At 69.9% G+C, this 23371-nt stretch carries 21 protein-coding genes and 1 tRNA gene; 8 read left to right on the top strand and 14 right to left on the bottom strand.

The window, feature by feature from the left end:
* Nucleotides 1-26: 26 nt before the first annotated feature.
* The gene (locus ACTWLI_RS10275) at nt 27-1031 is read right to left on the bottom strand and encodes a LysR family transcriptional regulator (protein WP_445153769.1); all 1005 of its coding nucleotides are present in this window, start codon (nt 1029-1031) and stop codon (nt 27-29) included.
* A gap of 71 nt (nt 1032-1102) precedes the next feature.
* Here ACTWLI_RS10275 and ACTWLI_RS10270 point away from each other — a divergent pair, with 71 nt between their 5' ends.
* Complete coding sequence (locus tag ACTWLI_RS10270; RefSeq protein ID WP_445153768.1) at nt 1103-2392, top strand: MFS transporter; 1290 nt, start codon at nt 1103-1105, stop codon at nt 2390-2392.
* Here ACTWLI_RS10270 and ACTWLI_RS10265 read toward each other — a convergent pair.
* The gene (locus ACTWLI_RS10265) at nt 2389-3552 is read right to left on the bottom strand and encodes a trans-sulfuration enzyme family protein (RefSeq protein ID WP_445153767.1); all 1164 of its coding nucleotides are present in this window, start codon (nt 3550-3552) and stop codon (nt 2389-2391) included. The two genes, ACTWLI_RS10270 and ACTWLI_RS10265, sit on opposite strands and share 4 nt — an antisense overlap.
* A 132-nt stretch (nt 3553-3684) precedes the next feature.
* On the opposite strand from ACTWLI_RS10265, the gene ACTWLI_RS10260 reads away from it, so the two are divergent.
* The gene (locus tag ACTWLI_RS10260; protein WP_056737893.1) at nt 3685-4191 is read left to right on the top strand and encodes an Lrp/AsnC family transcriptional regulator; all 507 of its coding nucleotides are present in this window, start codon (nt 3685-3687) and stop codon (nt 4189-4191) included.
* Between the two features lie 70 nt (nt 4192-4261).
* Here the strand turns inward: ACTWLI_RS10260 and ACTWLI_RS10255 are convergent, their stop codons facing one another.
* Nucleotides 4262-5512: an MFS transporter gene (locus ACTWLI_RS10255; protein ID WP_445153766.1), complete on the bottom strand. Its 1251-nt coding sequence runs from the start codon at nt 5510-5512 to the stop codon at nt 4262-4264.
* 145 nt (nt 5513-5657) lie between these two features.
* On the opposite strand from ACTWLI_RS10255, the gene ACTWLI_RS10250 reads away from it, so the two are divergent.
* From ACTWLI_RS10250 to ACTWLI_RS10240, 3 genes are read left to right on the top strand one after another with little or no spacing between them, the layout of a single operon-like run.
* Entirely contained in the window at nt 5658-6185 is a 528-nt protein-coding gene (locus tag ACTWLI_RS10250; protein ID WP_445153765.1) for an Lrp/AsnC family transcriptional regulator, read from the top strand.
* A gap of 7 nt (nt 6186-6192) precedes the next feature.
* Nucleotides 6193-7188, top strand: a complete 996-nt coding sequence (corA, locus tag ACTWLI_RS10245) for a magnesium/cobalt transporter CorA (RefSeq protein WP_056737890.1) — start codon at nt 6193-6195, stop codon at nt 7186-7188.
* 56 nt (nt 7189-7244) lie between these two features.
* On the top strand, nt 7245-8903 hold the full coding sequence (locus ACTWLI_RS10240; RefSeq protein WP_445153764.1) for an ABC1 kinase family protein: 1659 nt from the start codon (nt 7245-7247) through the stop codon (nt 8901-8903).
* Between the two features lie 82 nt (nt 8904-8985).
* On the opposite strand, the gene ACTWLI_RS10235 is transcribed toward ACTWLI_RS10240, so the two are convergent.
* From ACTWLI_RS10235 to galU, 8 genes are all read right to left on the bottom strand, one after another.
* Nucleotides 8986-9315 carry a hypothetical protein gene (locus ACTWLI_RS10235; protein WP_445153763.1) on the bottom strand — a complete coding sequence of 110 codons (330 nt, stop codon included), beginning with the start codon at nt 9313-9315 and terminating at the stop codon, nt 8986-8988.
* A 34-nt stretch (nt 9316-9349) separates the two neighbouring features.
* A complete protein-coding gene (locus tag ACTWLI_RS10230) occupies nt 9350-10942 on the bottom strand; it encodes an ABC-F family ATP-binding cassette domain-containing protein (protein ID WP_445153762.1) in 1593 nt (530 codons plus the stop codon).
* Nucleotides 10943-11094: 152 nt separating this feature from the next.
* The gene (locus ACTWLI_RS10225) at nt 11095-11436 is read right to left on the bottom strand and encodes a YnfA family protein (RefSeq protein ID WP_445153761.1); all 342 of its coding nucleotides are present in this window, start codon (nt 11434-11436) and stop codon (nt 11095-11097) included.
* 151 nt (nt 11437-11587) lie between these two features.
* Nucleotides 11588-11660 (bottom strand) — tRNA-Ala (locus ACTWLI_RS10220).
* A gap of 48 nt (nt 11661-11708) precedes the next feature.
* The gene (locus tag ACTWLI_RS10215; protein ID WP_445153760.1) at nt 11709-12509 is read right to left on the bottom strand and encodes an SDR family oxidoreductase; all 801 of its coding nucleotides are present in this window, start codon (nt 12507-12509) and stop codon (nt 11709-11711) included.
* A 79-nt stretch (nt 12510-12588) separates the two neighbouring features.
* On the bottom strand, nt 12589-13533 hold the full coding sequence (locus tag ACTWLI_RS10210) for a hypothetical protein (RefSeq protein WP_445153759.1): 945 nt from the start codon (nt 13531-13533) through the stop codon (nt 12589-12591).
* Between the two features lie 99 nt (nt 13534-13632).
* On the bottom strand, nt 13633-14274 hold the full coding sequence (locus ACTWLI_RS10205) for a GNAT family N-acetyltransferase (protein WP_445153758.1): 642 nt from the start codon (nt 14272-14274) through the stop codon (nt 13633-13635).
* A 4-nt stretch (nt 14275-14278) separates the two neighbouring features.
* Nucleotides 14279-15184 carry a UTP--glucose-1-phosphate uridylyltransferase GalU gene (gene galU, locus ACTWLI_RS10200; RefSeq protein ID WP_445153757.1) on the bottom strand — a complete coding sequence of 302 codons (906 nt, stop codon included), beginning with the start codon at nt 15182-15184 and terminating at the stop codon, nt 14279-14281.
* Between the two features lie 105 nt (nt 15185-15289).
* On the opposite strand from galU, the gene ACTWLI_RS10195 reads away from it, so the two are divergent.
* The 3 genes from ACTWLI_RS10195 (at nt 15290) to ACTWLI_RS10185 (ending at nt 17267) form a co-directional block, all read left to right on the top strand.
* Nucleotides 15290-15907 (top strand): 5-formyltetrahydrofolate cyclo-ligase, encoded by a 618-nt coding sequence (locus ACTWLI_RS10195; RefSeq protein WP_445153756.1) that lies wholly within the window; start codon nt 15290-15292, stop codon nt 15905-15907.
* Between the two features lie 124 nt (nt 15908-16031).
* Complete coding sequence (locus tag ACTWLI_RS10190) at nt 16032-16301, top strand: FmdB family zinc ribbon protein (RefSeq protein WP_445153755.1); 270 nt, start codon at nt 16032-16034, stop codon at nt 16299-16301.
* Between the two features lie 369 nt (nt 16302-16670).
* The gene (locus ACTWLI_RS10185; protein WP_445153754.1) at nt 16671-17267 is read left to right on the top strand and encodes an RcpC/CpaB family pilus assembly protein; all 597 of its coding nucleotides are present in this window, start codon (nt 16671-16673) and stop codon (nt 17265-17267) included.
* A gap of 38 nt (nt 17268-17305) precedes the next feature.
* Here the strand turns inward: ACTWLI_RS10185 and ACTWLI_RS10180 are convergent, their stop codons facing one another.
* From ACTWLI_RS10180 to guaA, 3 genes are all read right to left on the bottom strand, one after another.
* Complete coding sequence (locus tag ACTWLI_RS10180; protein ID WP_445153753.1) at nt 17306-17647, bottom strand: hypothetical protein; 342 nt, start codon at nt 17645-17647, stop codon at nt 17306-17308.
* Nucleotides 17648-17703: 56 nt separating this feature from the next.
* Nucleotides 17704-21603 carry an AAA family ATPase gene (locus tag ACTWLI_RS10175; protein ID WP_445153752.1) on the bottom strand — a complete coding sequence of 1300 codons (3900 nt, stop codon included), beginning with the start codon at nt 21601-21603 and terminating at the stop codon, nt 17704-17706.
* Between the two features lie 166 nt (nt 21604-21769).
* On the bottom strand, nt 21770-23359 hold the full coding sequence (gene guaA, locus ACTWLI_RS10170) for a glutamine-hydrolyzing GMP synthase (RefSeq protein WP_445153751.1): 1590 nt from the start codon (nt 23357-23359) through the stop codon (nt 21770-21772).
* Between the last annotated feature and the right edge of the window lie 12 nt (nt 23360-23371).

Here is a 23371-nt window from a genome sequence, read left to right as displayed (position 1 = left end):
GCCACGCCCCTCCGGGCCCGGCCCAGTCAGGCCCCGGAGCGCCCGCGGACGAAGCCCGCCAGCAGCGCCGGCCCCTCGCTGAGCACCAGCTCGCGGAACAGCCGGACCGGGTCCGGTTCTGCGTCGGCTCCGCCGCGCCGTTCCCGCCAGGCCAGGCCGATCTCGCGGAAGGCAAGGTCCGATGCCAGCGCAAGTTCGACCCAGCCGAGGCCGGCGGACTGCTCGGGGGTGTGGCGCCCGGTGATCGACCCGCTGGGCGGAAGGATGCTCACGCCCAGCCCGGCCGAGACGAGCCCCCGGGCGGTGTGCGAGTCCTGGCTCTCGAAGGCGATGCGGGGCCGGAACCCCGCTTCCCGGAACAGCGCGTCGGTCAGCGAGCGCATGCCGTAGCCGGGCCCCATGGCGACGAAGGGCTCCTGCCGGATTTCCGCGAGCCGCACCGTCCGGCGGCCGGCCAGCGGGTGGGCGTGGTGCACGACGAGCCGGAGCGGTTCCCGGTACAGCGCGGCCGAGGAGACCAACCGGCTGGGCGTTGCGACCGGGGCGGTGAGGGCCAGGTCCGCGTCCCCGGCTGCCAGTTCGGCGAGGCAGCCGTCCCGCGCGCCCTGGCTGAGGACGAAGGCCGGCTGGGGGTGGCGGCTGCGGAACGCACTGATCAGCAGCGGCAGCATGGCCTCGCCGAAGGTGTGCTGGAAGGACACCGCGATGCGTCCGCGGACTACCTCGGCTTCGTGCCGGACCAGGTCCAGGCCGGCCTGGAATTCGCCCAGCGCGGTTTCGATGTGCGGCAGCAGCGCCAAGGCTGCCGGGGTCAGCCGGATTCCCCTGCCGTCGCGGAGCAGCAGGTCCGTGCCGATGATGCTGCTGGCCCGTGCGATGGCGCGGCTGACCGTGGACTGCGGAACCCCCAGCGCCTCCGCCGTCGCGGTGACGTGCCGGGTCCGGCCCAGCTCCGCCAGCAGGGGCAGCAGCGGCAGCAGCTGGCTGAGCTGTTTCTGCTCGATCTCCACCGTCCCGCCCATTCTCTTCATCCGGTTTTGCTATCGATTATAGGGAAATGATGCATTGGATGCATAGCACCTGGCGCACCTATCCTGAGGCCATGCCCCGTACACCGCTCCCTCGGACGCCCCGGCCGCCGGCGACACCGCTGCCGGCGCGCCCGGGCGCCGCCTGGCCGGGCCACCCGAAGGGCTCGGCTGCCTACCGCAGGATCCTTGCCGGCCTGGCCTTCGCCGGGGTCGCCACCTTCGCCCAGCTGTACTCCACCCAGGCCGTGCTGCCCCTGGTCGCGGCGGACCTGCAGGTGACCGCGGCCGAGGCGGCCCTCACCATCTCCCTGGCCACCGTCGGCCTCGCCGCAACGGTGCTGCCCTGGTCTTTCCTCGCCGACCGCATCGGTCGGGTCCGGGCCATGGCCTGGGGCATCTCAGCGGCTACCGTGCTGGGGCTGCTGGCTCCGCTCGCGCCCAGCTTCCCGGCACTCCTGGGCCTGCGGCTGCTCGAGGGCATGGCCCTGGGGGGCATCCCGGCCATCGCCATCGCCTACCTCAACGAGGAGGTCAACAAGGCCCACACCGCCCTCGCCGCCGGCACCTACGTCGCGGGCACGACCCTGGGCGGGCTGGCGGGGCGGCTGGTGGCCGGCCCGGTCGGTGAGCTGTGGGGCTGGCGCGCCGCCGCCCTGGCCGTGTCTGTCATGGCGACCGCGGCGGCGGTGCTCTTCCTGGTGCTGGTGCCGCCGGCGCGGAACTTCACCGCCGCGGCCGCCGGAGGCTTCCGAGGCGCCCTCGCCACCCTGGCCGGCCATACCCGGAACCCGCGGCTGCTCGCCATCTACGTCCAGGCGTTCCTGCTGATGGGCGGCTTCGTGGCGGTGTACAACTACCTGGGCTTCCGGCTTTCCGGCGAGCCCTTCGGACTGCCGGCGACACTGATCAGCCTGATCTTCCTGGCCTACCTCTCCGGCACGGTCTCCGCGCGCTGGGCGGCGGGGCTGACGCTGCGCTTTGGCCGGCGGAACGTGCTGGTGGCAGGCACCGCCCTGATGGTTGCCGGGCTGGCGCTGACCCTGACGCAGCTGCTGGTCCTCATCCTGGCCGGACTGCTGCTGTTTACCGGCGGCTTCTTCGCCGCGCACAGTATTGGCTCCGGCTGGACGGGGGTAATCGCGACCACCGGCCGTGCGCAGGCGGCTTCGCTCTACAACCTCGCCTACTATCTTGGCTCAAGCGTCATCGGCTGGGCCGGCGGCCTGCTGTTCCAGTCCCTGGGCTGGGCCGGCCTGGCGCTGGCCGTGATGGCCCTGGCGGTGACGACGGCGGCGGTCACCGCCGTCGTGCACCCCGCAGGTGTTCCGGCCGCCGCGGCGGGCGGCCCAAGGCTGCGCTAGCGGGTCGCCTCGAGGGCCTGGATGAGGTCCGCCACGATGTCCATGGGATCTTCCAACCCCACAGAGAGCCGCAGCAGGCCGGCGTGCGGTTTGGCCTCCGCGGCCACCGGACGGTGCGTGAGCCCGGCGGGATGCTGGATCAGGGTGTCGACACCGCCCAGCGATACGGCGTGAGTAATCATGCTGACGGCCGACGGCAACCGTTCGGCGTGCTCGGCGCTGGGCAGCTCGAACGCGAGCAGTGAACCCGGTCCGGCCATCTGCGCCCCGACCAGGCCCTGCGGGTCGCATTCGGGCAGGCCCGGGTAGTAGACCCGCCGGACCAAGCCGTGTTCGGCCAGCGCGGCGGCGACCTTGGCGGCGCCGGCCTGCTGCGCCCGCACGCGGACCGGCAGTGTCGCCAGCCCGCGGTGCAGCAGGTAGGCCGGCCACGGGGTGAGGATTCCGCCGGTGATGGCCCGCAGCTGCCGCAGCCGGACGGCCCATTCGGCGGACACCGCGACGACTCCCCCCATGGCGTCGCCGTGGCCGCCGAAGAACTTCGTGGCGCTGTGCAGGACCATCGCAGCGCCCAGCCGGAAGGGCTGCTGCAGAACCGGGGTGGCGAAAGTGTTGTCCACCAGCAGCGGCACCCCGTCGGCGGCAGCCACGGCGGCGGCGATGTCGACGAGTTCCAGGCTGGGGTTGGCCGGGGTTTCGAGGATGACCAGGCCCGTCTCCGGGCGCAGCGCAGCACGGATCCCCTCGGCCGTCGTGAACGTGACCTCGCTGCCGAGCACCCCGGAGGCCAGCAGGTGGTCGCTGCCGCCGTAGAGCGGGCGGACGGCCACCACATGGTTTTTCCCGCCGGCGACGGCGGCAAGGACGACGGCGCTCAAGGCCGCCATGCCGGTGGCAAAGGCCACCGCTTCGGGGGTGCCCTCAAGCGCGGCAACCCCTTCTTCGAACCGGGCAACGGTGGGATTCCAGAGCCGCTGGTAAACGGTGCTCTGGCCGTCCAGGTGCGGCCCGCCCGTGGCCATCTGCTCGTAGGCCAGGCCGCCGTCGTGGACCGACGGCAGCGGGGCGGTGGTGGACAGGTCAATCGGAACGGCATGGACCCCGAGTTCCGTCAGGCCGTTCCGGCCGGCGTGGACCGCCAGCGAATCTTGAGAAAGCACCGTACTCCTTACGAATATTCACCATTGAATGCGGCAAGTATCTGGCAATAATTCGGAGTTTCACAGGGCGTCTGAATGGATGTGGTGGATTGGGCCGATTATGATGAACTCATCGCACTTGTAGGAGGATCCGTGAGCAGCACCGCGAAGAATGTTCGGCCCGCCCCCGGTGCCGGCGAACCCCTGGATGCCATCGACGAGCGGCTGCTCGCCGCCCTGGTGGCCGATGCCAGGATCTCAAACAAGCAGCTTGCCGAACTGGTGGGCATCGCGCCGTCGACGGCCCTGATGCGCACGCGGGCCCTGTCCGAGCGCGGCATCATCCAGGGCTTCGAGGCCAAGCTCAGCCTCGCCGCTGTGGGCCGCTCGGTCCAGGCCCTGATCGCGGTGCGGCTACGCGCCCACGACCGCGAACAGATCGACCGGTTCACCGCCCGGGTTCCCAAGCTGCCGGCGGTACTGAGCACCTTCCACACCTCGGGTTCGGTGGATTACCTGCTGCACATCGCGGTGGCCACCACCGAGGACCTGCGCGACTGGGTGCTGGACAACCTGGCCACCGATCCGGTGGTGGGCCACACCGAAACGACCCTGGTGTTCGACCACATCCAGGGCAACCACGGGCCGTTGCCCGCATAGCCGGCCGGCACGGCCCTTCCCGCGGAGCCCGCCGACTGCCACCTCCGGGGTCAGCGCACCGAGCCTCCGGTCAGCGCACCGTCGCGGTGGTCCGCAGCGCGCCGCGCAGGGTCACGGCCGCCAGGCCGAGGGCGAAGACGGCGCAGAGGGCGACAAAGCCGGCCACGGCAGCCTGCAGCCCGAAGGCACCGGCGGCGAGTCCCAGGCCGATGACCGGGAAGGCGCTGCCCAAGTACGTGATGACGTAGACCGTGCTGATGATCTGGGCATGGCGCGAGGCCTCCACCTTGGACGCCACATCATTGAAAACGGTCCGGAACGCCACGCCCTGGCCCAGGCCCGCGGTGACACTGGCAGCGACCAGCAGCACCGGGCTGCCCACCGCAGCCGCGGCGGCGATCAGCAGCACCGAGACCGCAAGCAGGGCCAGCCCGGCCGGGACCACGAAGCGCCCGCGGACGGCCAGCAGCTGGCTCAGCGCCGACGCCGCCAGCGTCAGGCCCGCGAGCAGGCCGATCAGCGGCCGCGAGTCGGCGTGGACAATCTGGGCGAAATAGCCCGGGGCCAGCGAGAGGCAGAAGCCGAACACGGCGAAGCTGAGGAATCCCACGGCTGAGGCCAGCCAGAAGGCGCCGCGGGCCTCGCTCGACACGGACGGCCGCCGGGGCGCCAGCACCTTCAACGGCTGCGGTCCCGCCACCGAGCTGATGGCCGGACGGGCCTTCAGCAGGTAGAGCGGCACCAGGAGTGCCAGCAGGACCACCGAGTGCAGGTAATAGGGCGTGGAAGTGGGGCCCGGGAGCAGCGAGAGCACGCCGCCGATTGCGGGACCGGCCGCGACACCGCCGGCGGACGCCAGCAACGTGAACCGGGACGCCCACTCCGGCCGGCTGGGCAGCAGTTCGCGCAGCGCGGCGGAGCTGGCTCCGGTGGCCAGCGCGACGGCGGCCCCCTGCATGGCCCGCCCCGCGGAGAGTGCCAGCAGGTTGTCCGCGTTCGCGAACACGAAGCCGCCGGCCAGTCCGACCAGGACGGCCAGCACCAGGGCGGCGCGGCGGCCGATGTGGTCGCTCCAGTGCCCGGCAAGGATTAAGGTCGCCACCAGCGCCAGGACGTAGGCGGAAAAGGCCACGGTGACGTCCAGGGCGGTGATGCCCAGCTTGGCCTGCAGCAGGGGGTACAGCGGGGTAGCCAGGTTGGCGCCGACCAGCAGAGTGAAGATCACGACGCCGGCCATCACCAGCCGCGCCGTGACGGAGGCGTCCCAGGCCCAGCGTTCAGCCGTGGTCGGGCGCATGCGGAGTTCGCTGAAGACGGTCATGACGGTGTCCCTGCTGGTGTGAAGCGGGCCTCCCGGGTCCCTGGTGGGGAGGGGCCGGCCCGGTGGAGATGGGTAGCTCCAGAATGCGGCATTAGTGACCGATAAAACCAAGATTTGTGCCAATATTGAGCAAAAGCATCAATCGATGCCCGCCAGCATGAACCGGAGTGATGATTTGAACAGTCTGGACCCCACCGACCTGAAGATCCTGCTCGAACTCATCAAGGATCCCCGGGTCCAGATCGGGGAAATCAGCGAGACCCTAGGCATCGCCCGGAACACCGCCCAGTCCCGGGTCCGGCGGATGCTGCGCTCGGGCCTGCTGCACGACGGCGGCCGGGAAATCGACCTCGAAGCGGTGGGCTACGACGTCGTCGCGTTCGTGACGATCGAGGTCAACCACCGCGAGCTCGACGGCGTCGTCGGCGCCCTGCGGCTGCTCCCCCAGGTCCTGGAGGTGCACGAGATTTCCGGCCGCGGCGACGTCTGGTGCCGGGTGGTGGCCACCGACACGCACAATCTGCAGGCTGCGCTGCGCTCAATTCTGCGGATCAAGGGGGTGATCCGGACCGAGACAGTGCTGGCACTGCACACGCACATCCCGTACCGCACCGAGCCGTTGATCAGCCGGCTGGCGCAGGGAAGCGCGCTGGCGCCGGGGCGGAAGGGATAATAAGCCGGTGACTATCATCGACAACGCCGTCTACGTGGACGGTGTCCGCAGTGCCGAACCGCAGAGCCTGGAACAGACGTTTGAGACCCTGAACCGGCACGGCGGGATGGCCTGGATCGGCCTTTACCGGCCGACGGAGGGCGAAATGGCCGCCGTCGCCGCCGAGTTCAGGCTCCACCACCTCGCCGTGGAAGACGCGATCTCGGCCCACCAGCGCCCCAAGCTCGAACGCTACGACGACAACCTCTTCACCGTGCTGCGGCCGGCCCGGTACCTGGACGAGACCGAAACGGTCGAGTTCGGCGAACTCCACGTCTTCACCGGTGAGAACTTCGTCGTCACCGTCCGGCACGCTGAGACCGGCGGCGTGGCCCAGGTGCGGCGGAAACTCGAACGGCGCCCCGACCTGCTGTGCCACGGCCCGGAGGCGGTGCTGTACGCCTTGATGGACCAGGTCGTGGACGACTACGTGCCCGTCGTCGCCGGGCTGGAAAACGACATCGACGAGATCGAGGACCAGCTGTTCAGCGGCGATCCCACCGTCTCCCGACGGATCTACGAGCTGGCCCGTGAAGTCATCCAGTTCCAGCGCGCCATCCATCCCCTCCCGGCCATGGTCCAGCTGCTGCGGCGCGGCTTCGAGAAGTACCAGGTCAACACCGAACTCCAGCACAGCCTCCGCGACGTCGAGGACCATGTGGAACGGCTGATCTCCCGCGCCGATTCCTTCCGCGACCTGCTGCAGAACGCCCTGACCCTGGACGGCACCCTGACCGCCAACCGCCAGAACGAGGCGAGCGCCGAGCAGAACGAACAGGTCAAGAAGATTTCCTCCTGGGCCGCGATCTTCTTCGCGCCGTCCTTTGTGGCCGGGGTCTACGGCATGAACTTCGAGCGGATGCCGGAGCTGCACTGGACCTTCGGCTACCCGATGGCAATCGGCATGATGGCGGGCACGGCGGCGATCATGTACGGGATCTTCAAACGGAAGGGCTGGCTCTAGCCGGCTCCGCGGCCGGTTCCCGCCGCGGCACCGCACGCCGCGTGTAGTCTGGCGGCATGAGCGCGCGGCGGGACCGGTTCCGGCACATCGTGGAGACCCTCGGCAGGCACGGTCTGGGGTTCGCCATCGGCTATCTGGGCCTGGACCGGTTGCACCTGCCGGGCCGCCATGCGGGCCAGCGGACGCCGGCCGGCGGTATTCCCCTCCCGGCCCGGATCCGGCTTGCACTGGAGGACCTGGGAACCGTCTACGTGAAGTTCGGCCAGATCGCTTCCACCCGCCCCGACATCCTGCCCGCGGACTACGCCGCCGAGCTGGCCAGGCTCCAGGACGATTCCCCGCCTGTTCCCGTGGCCGGGATCCGCCACGTCATTGCCGAAGAGCTCGGCCCCCGGGCGGAGCCGCTGCTGGCCACCCTGCATGAGGAACCGCTGGCCACCGGGTCCATCGGCCAGGTTCATGAGGCCACCGTCCCGGCAGCGGGCGGGCCAGCCGACGTCGTGGTCAAGGTCCGCCGGCCCGGCGTCGTCGCGCAGGTCAACGAGGACCTGGAGGTCATGGCGGAGCTGGCGAGGCGGGCCGAGCGGGCGTCCGCCGCCGTCGCGGGATACCACGTTGCCGCCCTTGTCGAGGAGTTCTCCCAGACCCTGCGGGCAGAGCTCGATTACCTGCAGGAAGGCAGGAACGCGGAGCAATTTGCGGACAACTTCGCCGGCGACGACCGCGTCCACATTCCCCGGGTCTACTGGGACACCACGACGTCCCGCGTCCTGACGCTGGAACGCGTCCGCGGGATCAAGATCAACGACGTCGGCGCCCTGCGCGCCGCGGGGATCGACTCCGGGGAGCTCGCCGTCCGGGCCTGCAACGTCCTGCTGAAGATGGTCTTCGAGGACGGTTTCTTCCACGCGGACCCGCATCCGGGGAACTTCTTCGTCGAACCCGACGGGCGGCTGGGGATTATTGATTTCGGCATGGTCGGCCAGATCAGCGACGCGGCCCGCTGGAATTTGGTCCGGGTGTTGCTGGCGGTCGTCGAAGAGGACGCCGCACGGCTCACCACCGCGATCGTGCAGCTCTGCGGCGCGGCGGAAGCCGCCGACCAGGCCGGCCTGCAGGAGGCCTTGGGCCGCCTGGTGGCCCGCTATGCCGGTCGGCCCCTGGCCCAGGTCCCGATCGTCCCGGTGCTGGCTGAACTGGCCGGTTTGCTCCGCACGCACCGGCTCCGGCTGCCGCGCGAGGCGGCCCTGATGGTGAAGATGCTGGTGATGGCTGACGGACTGGGTAAACAGCTCGATCCGGGCTTCGAGCTGACCGAGCAGCTGGCCCCGTTCACCCGGCGGATTATCCTCGGCTCGCTGTCCCCCGGGGCGCTGGCGGGGCAGTTGAAGAAGTTCGGCTGGGAGGCGCTGCGGTTTGGCGCGGAGGCCCCCGATCTGGCCCGCCGCCTCCTGGACGTGCTGGAGCGCGGCGGCCTGGATGTGCACCTGCGGGCCGATGAGCTGGACCGCCTGATGGACAAGGCCGAACGCACCGGCAACCGGCTTGTCGCGGGGGTGATCACGGCGGCCCTGATCGGCGCCGTCGGCGAGCTGGTGTCCGTCCAGCCGGACCGCTGGCCGGGCTGGCCCAAGGCGCTCTTTACCGCCGGTCTGGGCGGGGTCGGTGTGCTGGGCGGCTATCTGGCGGCCACGGCACGGCACCGTCGCCGCTGAGTCTGCCTGCTGGCCCGGCCTGCCGCGTCAGGCAGGGCTGTTGCGTCAGGGCGCGGACGGCGCGTCATCTGGAGCTGGCGCGTCAGGGCGCGGAACGGCGGTTGCGGGCCAGGACCACCAGCCGTGCGAACGCCAGGACGAAGGCCGTCTCGATCGCTGCCATCAGCCCGAGCCACAGCCACTGTCCTCGGCTGATGAAGTAGATGGCACCGCAGACGACCAGCACGCTTCCCAGAACAAGGGCGTACACCGCGAATCCGAAAGCGACGCGGGCGCTGCGCACCCCGGTGCGGAAGCCGAAGCCCTGCGGCGCACCGCCCGGAAGGCCCACGACGCGGTCCTGCCCGGCCGGTGGGAGCCGGTCGAATTCCTCCCACGGATCCGCCCCGTGGTCCGGACGCTGTTCGGCCACGACCCCATTATCCCCCGCTGCAGCCCGGGAGGCCCTAGGCGGCCCGCTGGCCGACTTCGCCGGGGGCCGCGCCGGCGGCGCCGAAAACGAGCAGGCGCGTGGCGATTTTCTCGGTGAAGAACCGGTCGTGGCTCACCACCACGACCGCACCCGGGAAATGCAGCAGCGCCCGCTCCATCACTTGGGTGCTCGAAAGGTCCAGGTGGTTGGTGGGCTCGTCCAGCAGCAGCACCGACGCGCCGGAGAGCAGACACTGTGCCATGGCCACGCGCGCCTTCTGGCCCCCCGAGAGGTTGCCGATCTTCTGCTTGAGGTCCGCCTCGGAGAACTGGAACATCGCCAGGAAACGGTTGACGGATTTCTTCGTGGCGCTGAAGGCGAGGCTGTCCGGCAGCGCGTTGACGGCGTGGGAAACGGTGTCGCCGTCGTCGAGGTCCGCCAGCATCCGGTTGTACGACACGAAGCCCGGGCCCTTTGCCCACGCCACCTGGCCGGCGTCGGGGGCCTCCTCGCCGGTGAGGACCTTCAGCAGGGTGGACTTCCCGCTGCCGTTCGCGCCCAGCACCGCGATCCGGTTGCCCTTGCGAATCTCGAAGCTCAGATCGTCGAACAAGACCTTCTCGCCGTAGGACTTGCCCAGCCCCTCCACCCGGCACAGCACGTCCTTCACGTGGAGGCCGCCGTAGATCTCGGTGACGATCTGGTCCACCGGCCTGGGGGTCCGGGATTTCTTGATCTTGGCCAGCTGGTTGCCCAGTCCGCGGCCGGCGGCCTTGGCGGCTTCGCGACGGTCCGCGATTCCCTCGGCTTCAAACGCGAGCAGTTCGGACTCGTGCACGAACTGCTGCTCGAGGGTCTTGAGCCGGAACTGCTTCTGGACCACATATTCGCCGAAGTTCCCGGGGTATTCGTGCAGGTGGAAGTTCTCCACCTCGATGATGCGGGTAACGACGGCGTCCAGGAACGTCCGGTCGTGCGAGACGATCACGGCCGCTCCCTGGAATCCGCGGAACCAGTTCTCCAGCCATTCGACGCCGGCCACGTCGAGGAAGTTGGTGGGCTCATCGAGCAACAAGACGTCCGGGCCTTCGAGCAGGATCTTGGCCAGCGCGGCCCGGTTCCGCCAGCCCCCGGACAGCGCATCGATCGCGCAGTGACGGTGGGCGTCATCGAACCCCAACGTGGTCAGCACGGTGTCGATCCGTCGCGGGTAGTCCCAGCCATCGAGGCGCTCCATGTCCTCGAACAGGGCCGCCTGCCGTCCGATCAGACCGTCCAGCTCGCCGGGGGCGGGATCGGCCGCGATGGCGGCATCAATGGCGGCCAGCTCGGCTTCCACGCTCTTGATCTCGCCGAAAAGGCCGTCGAGGACCTCGGTGATGGTCGAGTCGCCGTTCAGCTCTGAGAACTGGGAGAAGTAGCCCACCCTCGTGCCGAGTTCAATGCTGACCGTGCCGGTGTCCGGAGCCACCTGGTCGAGGACCAGCTTCAGGAGGGTGGTCTTGCCGGACCCGTTCTTGCCGATGAGGCCCACCCTGTCTCCGGGTTCAAGCCGGAAGAACGCCTCGCGAAGGACCTGGGTGTTGTCGAAGCGGACGCTGACGTCATGCAGCCGGATTAGGCTCACTAATGCTGTCCTCTCAAGGGGGTTTTGACTGATGGGCCAGGCGGGCTGCGGGCCTTCCTTCAGACTATCCGGTACCGCGGAAGCGTCGGGACACACGGACGGGAAGACGGCTCAGCGGGATACCGTCCGGAGGCCGAAAAGCTGGCCGGAACCTAGGCGACCGGACCGCGGGGAGCGAACATGATCACGGCCACCCCCGCGAGGCAGATCAGCGAGCCCACCACGTCCCAGCGGTCGGGCCGGAACCCGTCGAAGGCCATGCCCCAGGCCAGCGAGCCGGCAACGAAGACGCCGCCGTAGGCTGCCAGGATCCGGCCGAAGTGCGCGTCCGGCTGCAGAGTGGCGACGAATCCGTAGAGGCCCAGGGCGATGATCCCGATCCCGGCCCACCACCACGCCCGCCCTTCCCGGACGGCCTGCCACACCATCCATGCCCCGCCGATCTCGGCGGCCGCAGCCAGGACGAACAGCAGGACGGACTTTGCAACGCTCATGCCCCCTATCCTCCCGCAGACTGGTCTTCGCCTCCGCCCCGGCGGCACGGGTGCGGTCCCCGGGGCCGGGACCCCGCGGTCGCCAGCGACCGGACATGGCAAAGGCCCCCTCGATCCGGCGTTGCCGAGGACCGAGGGGGCCTGCCGATTGTGGAGCTAAGGAGATTCGAACTCCTGACCTCTTCGATGCGAACGAAGCGCTCTACCAACTGAGCTATAGCCCCGCAGCAACGCCGTTCCTGGAAGGGAACGGCGTTGTCAACGTTCCTAGGCTACAAACTATCCGCCCGCATTGCCAGCCAGCCCCGGAATGTCTGCGTGCCGTGTCGTTCTTCGGGCACCAGATTGTCGCCGGCACGCAGGTATTTGCCCATCCCGCCGGGCAGCGGCAGCTCCACCACCCGGCCGCGCGAGCCCGTAGCCTGCTGCCAGGTGACGGCCAGTTCCCGCATTTCCAGAATCTCCGGACCGCCGATGGTCCGGACCCCGTGCCGCACGCCGGAGGGCGCCTCCAGTGCCGCGTCGATCAGCGCCGACGCGACCTCGGCCGCCGCGATCGGCTGGAACCGGGCCCCTTTGAAGACGGGAATCAGCCGCAGCTTGGAGCCGGCGGCAAAGATGCCTGCGAGCAAGGAGTGGAACTGTGTGGCCCGCAGCACCACGGTCTCCAGCCCGGACTGCTGGTAGGCCCGTTCCTTGGCCGCCTTCGACCGGTAGTAACCGAAACTGCTGCGGTCGCAGTTGACGATTGACAGCAGCACGGCCCTGCTGACTCCGGCATCCTGGGCGGCGGCCAGCAGCCGGGCTCCGCCGTCGGCGAAGTTCTTAAGCGCCTTCCCCGACCGTCCCTCCAGGGTGTCGATGACGACGTCGGCACCGGCCAGGGCCGCGTCCAGCCCGTCCCCGGTGGCGACGTCGGCGCGAAAGTAGTCCACGCCGGCGATGTGCCCCGGCGTGCCCGGGGCGGGCGGATTGCGGCTGAGGACGGCCACCCGTTGTCCTACCAGGATGGCCTGGCGCACCACCTCGCGGCCCACCTGCCCCGTTCCGCCGGCAACGCAGATTCTGCTCATGCACGTCAGGCTACCGCCCGCATGCACGAAAAAGCCCCGGTTGGCCGCCGTGGCGGCCGCCCGGGGCGGTGAGAACGGTTTAGGCTCGGCGCCTCTGCAGCACGTCGTCGAGGTTGCTCAAGGCGCTCTGGCCGCGGCCCAGGGGCTTTGCCTCGGCCTGCTCGGGCTGCCGGACCGTGCCCTGCTTCAGCGACGGCTTGCCCACGGCTTTCGGGGCTTCCGGGAGATCCAGCGGCTCGGGCGCGGCGCGTTCGGCCTTGGGTGCTTCCACATAGGTTGGTTTCGGAACCTCCACCGGCTCCCAGCTGGACCCTTCCAAGGCGGGATCGCCGGTGCGCTGGACGGAGGTGTCGCCCGAGGCCGCGGCCTCGGCGAGGGCAGCCTGGCGCAGTTCGTCAGCGGTCAGTGGCCGGAGGGCAGGCGCGGGAGCGACGCTGCCCGCTTCCGCGTCGAACAGCGGGCTTTCCTTGGCAGGCGCGGCCGTGCGCCCGGCCGCCGGGTCCTCGGAGAGGGCCCGCACCGGGGACTGCATGGCGGAACGGAACGCGGCGTCGAGCTTGCGGCGTCGATCGCGCACCGCGAGCCTGCGCAGCAGCACGACGGCGGCAGCAGCGCCCAGCAGCGTGCCCGCCGGCAACCAGCCGGAGCCCAGCCCGAATATCCGCAGGATCCCGGACACGATCCCGGTGAACAGTGAGAGGACACCCAGGACGAACACCGCCAGCCGGCCGTACCTGATCCGGAAGGCAGGGGCGGCGGGCTTGGGGCCGCCGTCGACGTCGATGGTGCCTCCGGCGTGGCCGGGTCGTTGCGTGCTCGTCATCGGGGTCTCCTGCGGGGCAGCCGTCTTCATCAGAATTCCGGCCTGGGGGTCTGCTTTGCCTGCGTCCACGGCGTCCATCATGAGCTCCCCCGCCGGCTGCAGCCGGTGGTGGCCGTTCCGGAGCATGTAGGGAGCCACCCATACGATCCAGAGCGCAACAGCAATGACAAGGATCACTGAGCTGCTAAGAGGGAAGTCCACAGTCAAAACCGTATGAGGTGGACGGCGGGGCGGGCGGCATTGGGGGCGGTGTGTCGCGAGTGAACTGCCAAATCACTGGAAATATGACGAAAGTGCTGGTCAGACCCGGGTTTCCGGCGGCCCGGCAGGGCCCTGTTCCAGCCAGCGCGCGAGGAGGCCTCCGGGGACCTCCTCGGCGGTCAGCGCGAAGGTCCGGTGGTCCGCCCATTGGCCGTTGATGTGCAGGAAGCGGGGCCGGTAGCCTTCGTCGCGGAACCCGAGCTTTTCCACCACGCGCAGGCTGGGCCGGTTCTCCGGCCGGATGTTGATCTCCATCCGGTGCAGCCCGAGGGTCTTGAAACAGTAGTCGGTCGCCATCGCCACGGCGGTCGGCGCGATCCCCCGCCCCGCGTGCCCCTGGTCAACCCAGTACCCGAGGGTGGCCATCATCGCCGAGCCCCAGACGATCGAAGAGACCGTCAGCTGGCCTACGATCACCGGTTCCCGGACGCCCGGGGTCCATGAGGTGATGACGAACGGCAACGCGGTGGCCTGGGCTGCCTGCGCCTTGAGCGAGCGCACCATTTGCCGGTAGTCGGGCAGGCCGCCGCCGGGCACCGGGTTGGAGGCTTCCCAGGGCGCGAGCCACTGCTCGTTGCGGGCGCGGAGTTCGCTCCATTCACGCCGGTCCCGGTACCGGATGGGCCGCAGCACCAGGTCGCCGCACTCCAGTGTCACCGGCCAGGTGAAGCCGCCCGCCATGGGACTAGTGCGTCAGGCCGGAAGCGAAGCCGGGCAGCCATTCACGCAGGCCGGGGCCGAGGTCCTCGCTGTCGCAGGCAAGCTGGACGCAGGCCTTGAGGTAGCTCAGCTTGTCGCCCGTGTCGTACCGGCGGCCGCGGAAGACGACGCCGTAGACGCCGTAGCCCTCGCCCTCGCCGGCGGAAAGTTCCTGCAGCGCGTCGGTGAGCTGGATTTCGCCGCCGCGGCCGGGCTCGGTCCGCTCAAGCACGTCAAAGACGGCCGGGTGCAGAACGTAGCGGCCGATGATGGCCAGGTTGGACGGGGCCTCGTCGGCGTCGGGCTTCTCCACCAGCTGCTTGATCCGGACGTAGTCCTCACCTTCGACGGCTTCGACGTCGGCGCAGCCGTAGGCGCTGATCTGCGACGGCTCAACCTCGATCAGTGCCACCACCGAGCCGCCGGTCTTGGCCTGCACCTCGATCATGGTGCTGAGCAGCTCGTCGCGGGCGTCAATCAGGTCATCGCCCAGCAGGACGGCGAACGGCTCGTGGCCCACGTGCTGCTTGGCGCGCAGCACGGCGTGGCCCAGCCCCATCGGGTCGCCTTGGCGGACGTAGTGGATGTCGCCGAGGTTGCTCGCGGCCTGGATCGATTCGAGCTTGGCGGTGTCGCCCTTGGCCTCCAGCGTCGCCTCCAGGGTGGGCACGCGGTCGAAGTGGTCCTCGAGGGCCCGCTTGTTGCGTCCGGTGATCATCAGGACGTCGTTGAGGCCCACGTTGACGGCTTCTTCGACGACGTACTGGATGGCGGGCTTGTCGACGACGGGCAGCATCTCCTTGGGCATCGCCTTGGTGGCGGGAAGGAAACGGGTGCCGAGGCCCGCTGCGGGGATGACGGCCTTACGAACGGAGGCGTTGGGTGTAATCACTGGACTAATCTAACCGAGGGGGCAAATCATCAGGTAATTGCCCCCGCCGGCATGGCGGCCGCGGCAGACCGTCTGCTGCGCCCCCGGTCGAAAGGATGCCAGCGCATGAGCTCCAAGGAAGAGATCCGTTCCCGCCACCGGTTGCGTCGTGCGGCACTGTCCCCGCAGGAGCTCGACGACGCCGGCGCGGCCATCGCCCGGCACGGGGTCGAGTGGGCGTCGGCCCTGGCCGCGGACGGCCCACGCACCTTCGCCGCCTACCTCGGCGTAGGCTCCGAACCGCCGACGGCGCCGCTGCTCACCGCGCTCCATGAGAACGGCCACCGGGTGCTGTTGCCGGTGTGCGAGCCGCGCCTGGCTTTGTCTTGGGTGTACTGGACTCCCGCGACGGAGTTTGTCCGCAGCCGTTACGCGCCCATCCAGGAACCGGCCGGGGAACGCTTGGAGACGGCCGTGATGCGTACGGCCACGGGGATCTTCCTGCCCGCCACCGCCGTCGACCGCTCCGGCAATCGCATCGGCCAGGGTGGCGGTTACTACGACGTCTTCCTGGCCTCACTGGCGGCGCTGTTTCCGGACCGTCCCGGTGGGCGCGGCCCGCTTCCGACGGCGGCCGTGGTCTACGACGCCGAAGTACTCCCCGCCGGCAGCATTCCGGCGGAGTCCTTCGACCAAAAAGTCGCCAGCGCTGTGACGCCAGCCGGGGTGACGGAGCTTTCCTAGGCGCCTTCCCCGGATGCTAGAATTGGCACTCAGGCCCTGCGACTGCTAATGCGGCTCCCGGCGACGGGAACCCCGCACCTTGGCAGCACGGGACCTGATCGTTTGTCCTAGAGGAGGAACCCCAGTGCCCACGTATGCATACGCCTGCAAGGACTGCAGCCACGCCTTCGAGACCGTGCAGTCGTTCACGGACAGCTCCCTCACGACCTGCCCGGAGTGCCAGGGAACCCTGCGCAAGAAGTTCAACAGCGTCGGCGTCGTCTTCAAGGGCTCCGGCTTCTACCGGACGGACTCGCGCGACACCAAGGGCAGCAGCGTTGCCCCTGCCGCCGCACCGGCAGCGTCCGCGCCCGCTTCTTCCGGCTCCGCCGCGGCGCCGGCCGCTGCCAGCTAGCCACCCCGCTTAGCTGTCGACCCCGCGGGGTGTCCGGGCGGTTGTCCACATAACACCGGCCGGGCCTGACCCCGGCGGACAGCAAGGACGTAGCGTGGCGGCATGTCCGCTTCCTGCTCCGGCCCTCCCTTTTTCCCCCCTCGGTCCGGCGTGCTGCAGACCGGTGCCGGACGGTTGGCGGCCGTGCAGTTTAGCCCGGCCCGTCGCGGCATGTCCCTGGAAACGGGTGCCCGGCCCGGCGGCCGCCTGGCCCGCCAGGTCCCGCGCGGTTCCCTGCCGCGTGCGGGCCGCACGCCGCGGCGCCCGCCCGGAGGCCTTCCGCCGCGGCGGCGGATTCGTCGCTGGCTGGCCCGGTACCGCAGGCTGGCTGTGGCCCTTTTCCTGTCCCTGGCGGCGGCTACCGCCGTTCAGCAGCTGACTCCCGTCCCGGCCGCAACTGTGCCGGCATGGGCCGCCGCCCGGGACCTCCCGGCGGGCCGGGTGCTGGTTCCGGCCGACCTCATGGCTGTCAGTGTCTCCCCGGAGGCGCTGCCGCACGGGGCCCTGGCGCGCGAGACGCTGGAGGGCAAGCAGCTCGCGGTGGCCATGCGCAAGGGCCAACTCCTCGCCGACGCGCAACTCGTCGGCCCGGGCCTGCTGGCCGGGAGCGCACCCGGTTCGGCCGCCGTGCCGCTCCGGATGGCCGACCCTGCCTCGGTCCAGCTCGTCTCCCCCGGCCAGCTGGTCAACGTCGTGATGACCAGCGGCGGTGACTATGAAAGGGCGGGAGCCGGCGAGGTGCTTGCCGCCGCGGTTCCCGTGCTCTGGACTTCGGCACAGGGCGGCAAGTCCGGGACATGGCTCGACGCCGGGGACGCCGACGGGCTGATGGTGGTCGCCGCGGACCCGGCCCAGGCCCGGAAGCTTGCCGGGGCCTCGACCCAGGGAAAACTGTTCTTCGTCCTCGTCGGCGCGCGGCCGGACTAAGGTCAGCGGCCCGGGACGCCGGCGCGGCCGGGGCGGCGCTAGCCCCAGTGCGGCGGGCGCTGCTCCCTCAGCCACGCGTCGTGGTCGTAGGACCCGGGCTGGTCACCCCAGCGCCGTGGATCGTCTTCGGCGGCCTTGGTGGGAAGCACTTCCCCGGCTGCCGCGCGGCGCACCGAGGGGCTCCGCCGGGCCTGGCCGGCTGGTTCGGCAGCTCGACGGGCCTCCGCGGGCCCACCGTCCGCGGCCCCGGCGCCGGACACCTGCCCGCCTTCGGCTGCGGAAGTTTCGGCCTCGGCAGTTCCGGCTTCGGCGGTGCCGGCGTCGCCTGCGCCGGTCCCGGTGGTGCTGCTGGCTTCATCCTTGCTGGCGTGTGCGCTCATGCCGCCGGCCTCCTTGCTGCGTGGCACTGTTCCCTGGCCGCGGCAGCCGTCCGCGGTCAGCCCCGGTCGGCGCCGGCGGAGACGAACGCCTCCCGCCCGTCGTCGACGCTATGGGTTTCAATGTCATCGGAGAAGCCCGGCGACGCGTCCATACGGTTCAGCGCCACCGGCTTTTCCAGTCCGAGATAGCCGCCGATCCGGTCCGCGCAGGCAGACGGGTCGGTGAAGACCTCTATTGTCCATAGTGGCATGTACCGCCAGCCCATGCGTTCGAGCAACTGCGGCCGCAGGCGGCTGCGTTCCCGGACGGACATCCGGCGGTACCGCTCGGTGCCGTCGGATTCGATCGCGACAGGGCTCGGGATCTCGGCGTCGTCCTGGCCGATGGTGCGCATCGGGTCCGCCGCGGCCACCATGTCCAGGACACCGTCGTACTGGTGCCAGACCCGGGCCCCGCGGGCACGGAGCCGGTCCCCCAGGTCGGCCACGAGCGGGTCGGCGCCCAGGGCCTGTTCGCTGGCCGCGGCGCGGGACGCCGGGCTCCCCAGGTCGGAGTTGCCCGCGATTTCGCGGTCCAGGAGCTCGTAGAAGTCGACCGCGCCGTGGCTGAGGCGGGTCACGTCCAGGTCCTCCGGGCGGAAGCAGCTGAGCACGTGCAGGGAACGCCGCGCACGTGTCATGGCGAGGGCAAACTTTGCGCGGCCGCCGGGGGCCGACAGCGGACCCAGGCTGTGCAGGGCCCGGCCGTGCGGGGTACGGCCGTACCCGGGAGAGAAGATGACGTGGTCGCGGACCAGGCCCTGGGCCCGGTCGAGATCCACGACCCGGAACGACTCCTGCCCGGCGGTGAAGAAGCTGCCCAACAGCGGGTGCTCGGGCAACTGCCGCCGGATGGCCTCGCCGATCCGGGCGGCGTGCCGCAGGCTTCCGGTGACGACGGCCAGCGAGGTGCGCGGCCGGAGCCTCGCGTGCTCGAAGACCAGTTCCACGACGCGGTTCACTTCGGCCACAACGGACTCCACGCCGTCGTGGTCCGCGCTGGGCAGGCCCGTTCCGTCCGGGAGGTACTCGACCTCCAGGGTGCGGTCGAGGCCGGTGGCTGACTGGCCTTCGGGCAGCCGGCGGAGGCCGCCGTCGTAGAAGGCCTTGCTCAGCTGCCGGACGAGGTCCTCATCGACGGCGCGGTAGACGGTCCGCAGCTTCCAGACCGGCAGGACGGCGGACAGGGCCTCAAACGCGCTCTCCACCGGCTGGTGCGAGGTTTCGCCCGCGGCAAGCCGTTCGACTCCCACGGTGAAACCGCGCGGGCTGGCAATCTTGTCGTCGCCGAAGGCGATGACCTGCCGGGACCGTGCGACGGCGGGCAGCACGGCCTGCAGGGAGGTGGCCTCGGCGTCCAGGATCACGACGGCGTCGAAGCGCTGCTCCGCCGGCAGCAGGCTAGTCAGAAGGTAGGGGCTGACGGACCAGACCGGCACGAGCATCGGAACGAGGTCGGGCGCCTGGGCGGTCAGCGCCGGCGGCGTCACCCGTCCGTCCTTGAGCAGGCTGCGCAGGAGCTCGGCCTGGCGCGGGTGCCCGGTCAGAGCGGCGCGCCAGCGTTCTGCCAGCTTCCAACGCAGCCGGGCGGCGCCGCTGGCAATGTGGGCGTTATCCGCGAGGCGGTATTCCGCTTCCAGCTGGCGGAGGGCGTCGCCGTCGGACATGGCCAGGTAGTCGTCCCCGCTGATCATGGCTTCGAGGGCTGACTGCCACCAGGCCAGATCGAGTTCGGCAGCCACCGACCCTGCAGGCACCTCGCGGTCGGCAAGGTCGTCGAGCAGTTCGCCGAGGCCGTGCTCGCGCATGTTCTCCACCAGCAGCGTCCGCTCGGGCAGCGTTTCCAGCGTCCCGGTGTCGGCGACCAGCCGCTCGAGGCGTGCCAGCAGCGTCCCGTACGGGGCGCTCCGGAGGTCCCCGCCGTCGGCCGTGTGCCGGAGCGCCTGCCCCAGCTCGTCCAGTTCCGCTTCCAGTTCCCGGTAGAGCGCCGTGATCTCGGCCAGCCCGGAGGGCACTGCGGGGTGCCGCTGCGTGGTGGCGTAGCCGGCCCACGCGGCGCGCTGGTCCTGGACCAGCACCAGCGAGCTGTGCAGGTCCGCGATGTGGACGCCCGGCCGGACGTATTCCTTGGCGACGCGGCGCAGCCGGGAGCGCTGCATCGAGGCCATTTCGATGTTCCGCTCGCGGCGCCACGAGGACGGTGCGGTGGCGGAAATCAGGTCGTGGACCGGACGGTCGAAAATGTCCGGTGTGAACTTGTCCAGGCTCTCGCGGACCGCGACCAGCAGGTCGATCTGCTCGCCCCATTCGGCGAAGGTGTCGCCCAGGCGGATCTCGGCGTGTTCAGCCACGCTGTTCATGCGTTCGCGAAGCTGCGGCAGCTTCTCGGCCACCGAGCGGGCGACCTGCTGCGCTTCCTGGGTCTCCTTGCGGGTCAGGAGCCGGGCGCCGTGCCAGGGGCTGAGGGTCGACGCGCGGCTGAAGCTGCCCAGTTCTGCCGCCCGGCGGAGCCGGCCGGCCAGTTCCTCACGGTCCCGGATGCTGTCCAGCACGCTGCGCTTGAGCCGCACTGTGGTGGCGGGCGCCGGGTGGATGGCGGTGAGCGCGGCGAGCGACTGCATTGCCTCGTACGGCGAGCAACCCCAGCGCTGGCGGACGTTGTGCAGGGAGGCGACGTGGTCCATGAGGGCGTGCCGGTGCTGAGTGAGCGTGGTGTGCAGGTTCTTCAGCTGGGGCTCGAGGGACTTCTCGTTGCGGACGATCGCGCGGACCAGCTGGCCCTTGAGCTGCAGCGGGGTGGAGTTGCCCGCCAGCTGGACCAGGGCCGAGTCCAGGCCCAGGGATTCCAGCTGGGCTGTCACCTCGGCCAGGCTGGCGCGCCGGTCCCCGACGACCAGCACGCTCTTGCCGTCGTCCACCAGGGCCCCGATGGTGTTGATCGCCGTCTGGGTCTGGCCGGTGCCCGGCGGGCTGCTGACCACGAGCGAGTCGCCGGCGCGGACCGCGTCGACAACGTACTGCTGGTCGGAGTCGGCGTCGAGCAGCAGGAGCTCGTCCGCGGGGTTCCGTTCGTCGGTACTGGGGAACCGGCCAGGCTCAAGCGCGGGCACCTCGACCGGCGCGCCGGCGGAGGCCCGCTGCAGTGCAGCAACGAGCGGGTTGTCCGGGTTGATCCAGGGGTCGTCCAGGTTGCCCGAGAGGTCGGCGAAGGTGGAGACCAGCAGGTTGTGTTCGATTTCCGCGCCGTGGATCGGCTGGACCAGGGTGCCGAGGCGTTCGAGCACCGGCTGGGGATCGTACCGGGCGGTGCTGTAGGCCATCCGGGTGACGGCGTTGACGTCGAAGACGATGCCGTGGACGTTCTTCAGGTGCCGGACGAGGGCCGGGTTGATCCGGGCCTGCTCGGTCAGCTGCAGTTCGTAATCGTCCTCCCCGGGGCGGACCGTGAGCGAGACGGCGGCCAGCATCACCGGCGCGGACACGCGCTGCGGTTTGCCGCCGACGGCGGACGTCCAGACGACGGTGCCGGCCGAGAAGTAACCGGCGTCGATTCCGCGGTCGTTGGCGAGCTCGAAGATCTTCGAGCGGAGGTTCCGCGAGGCCCGTGCGGCCACGACGTACTGCTGGCGGTCGCGGATCAGGGTGGACAGGCGCGTGCGTCGGCCGGCCATCAGCTGGGCCAGGCCGGAAGGGTGCGCGTGGGTCAGGTCAATGGAGCCCTCGGGCGTCTTTGTGAAGCGCAGCATCGTGTCTGCACCGGTGACGGGCTTGAGGCCCGACAGCCATTTCCTGAACTCCTCGGAGCCCTCGGGGTGGCCTTGACCAACTGACACTGCTGCCTTCTTTTCTGTGCTCACGTTCTTTTCGGTGCTCACGTTTTCTGAGTTCGCGCGGGACGCCCTGGACCATACCGGCATGCTTTCGAGGGTAGCCCGAATCCGTGGCCGGTGGCGGGCCGCAACACTGGCACGGGCCAAATTCGTGGCGCAAATTACCGCGTGGACCAGACGGGCGCACAGAGTAGCGCGCAGAGTCGCGCGCACGAAAATGGCCGGCCTCCGAAGAGACCGGCCATTTAGGACGCTATTCCCACTCGATGGTTCCCGGCGGCTTGCTGGTAACGTCCAGCACCACGCGGTTCACGCCGTCGACTTCGTTGGTGATCCGGTTGGAGATCCGGGCCAGCAGGTCGTACGGCAGCCGCGACCAGTCCGCCGTCATGGCATCCTCGGAGGACACCGGGCGCAGGACGATCGGGTGGCCGTAGGTGCGGCCGTCGCCCTGGACGCCGACGCTGCGGACATCGGCCAGCAGCACGACCGGCATCTGCCAGACTTCGTTGTCGAGCCCCGCCGCGGTCAGTTCAGCGCGCGCGATGGCGTCGGCCTTGCGGAGCAGGTCGAGCCGTTCCTTCGTGACCTCTCCGACGATCCGGATGCCCAGGCCAGGGCCCGGGAAGGGCTGGCGGCCGACGATTTCCTGCGGCAGGCCCAGCTGGGCGCCGACGGCGCGGACCTCGTCCTTGAACAGCGCGCGCAGCGGTTCGACGAGTTCGAACTGCAGGTCTTCGGGCAGGCCGCCGACGTTGTGGTGGCTCTTGATGTTCGCGGCGCCCTCGCCGCCGCCGGATTCGACGACGTCGGGGTAGAGGGTGCCCTGGACCAGGAACTTGATCTTCTCGCCGTGGGCCGCCGCCTCGGCGATGATCGCCCGTTCGGCTTCCTCGAACGCCCGGATGAATTCGCGGCCGATGATTTTGCGCTTGGTTTCCGGGTCGCTGACCCCGGCCAGGGCAGCCTGGAAGCGTTCCTGCTCATTGGCCACGTAGAGTTTGACGCCGGTCGCGGCCACGAAGTCGCGTTCGACCTGTTCGGCTTCGCCTTCGCGCAGCAGGCCGTGGTCCACGAAGACGCAGGTCAGCTGGTCGCCGACGGCGCGCTGGACCAGCGCCGCGGCCACGGCGGAGTCGACGCCGCCGGAGAGGCCGCAGATGACCCGGGAGTCGCCGACCTGTTCACGGATCCGGGCGACCTGTTCCTCAAGGATGTTGCCGGTGGTCCAGTTCGGTTCCAGCTTGGCACCCTTGAAGAGGAAGTTCTCCAGGACCTGCTGGCCGTAGGCCGAGTGCTTGACCTCCGGGTGCCACTGCACGCCGTAAAGGCACTTTTCCTCGTTGGCGAACGCGGCGACGTCGGCACCCGCCGTCGTGGCGAGCACTTCAAAGCCTTCCGGCGCCTCGTGCACGGAGTCGCCGTGGCTCATCCAGGTGCTCTGGTGCTGCGGCATGCCCTCGAGAATCGAACGGCCTTCGCCGATGGTGGTGGTTTCCGTGGCGCCGTATTCGCGCAGGCCAGTCCGGGCCACCTTGCCGCCCAGGGCGTTGGCCATGGCCTGGAAGCCGTAGCAGATGCCGAAGACAGGGACACCGGCTTCGAACAGGTCGGCCCCGACGCTGGGGGCGCCTTCGGCATAGACACTGGCGGGGCCGCCGGAGAGGATGATCGCGGCGGGGTTCTTGGCCAGCAGCTGCTCGGTGCTGTAGGTATGCGGAACGACTTCCGAATACACATTCGCTTCCCGGACGCGGCGGGCAATCAGCTGCGCGTACTGGGCACCGTAGTCAACAACCAGCACAGGCCTGTGGGACGTCTGGGATGCAGTGGGAGTGGTCACCGTCCTAGCCTA

It is taken from the genome of Arthrobacter sp. Hor0625, assembly GCF_052567525.1.
This window is presented reverse-complemented; position numbering and strand designations above follow the sequence as displayed.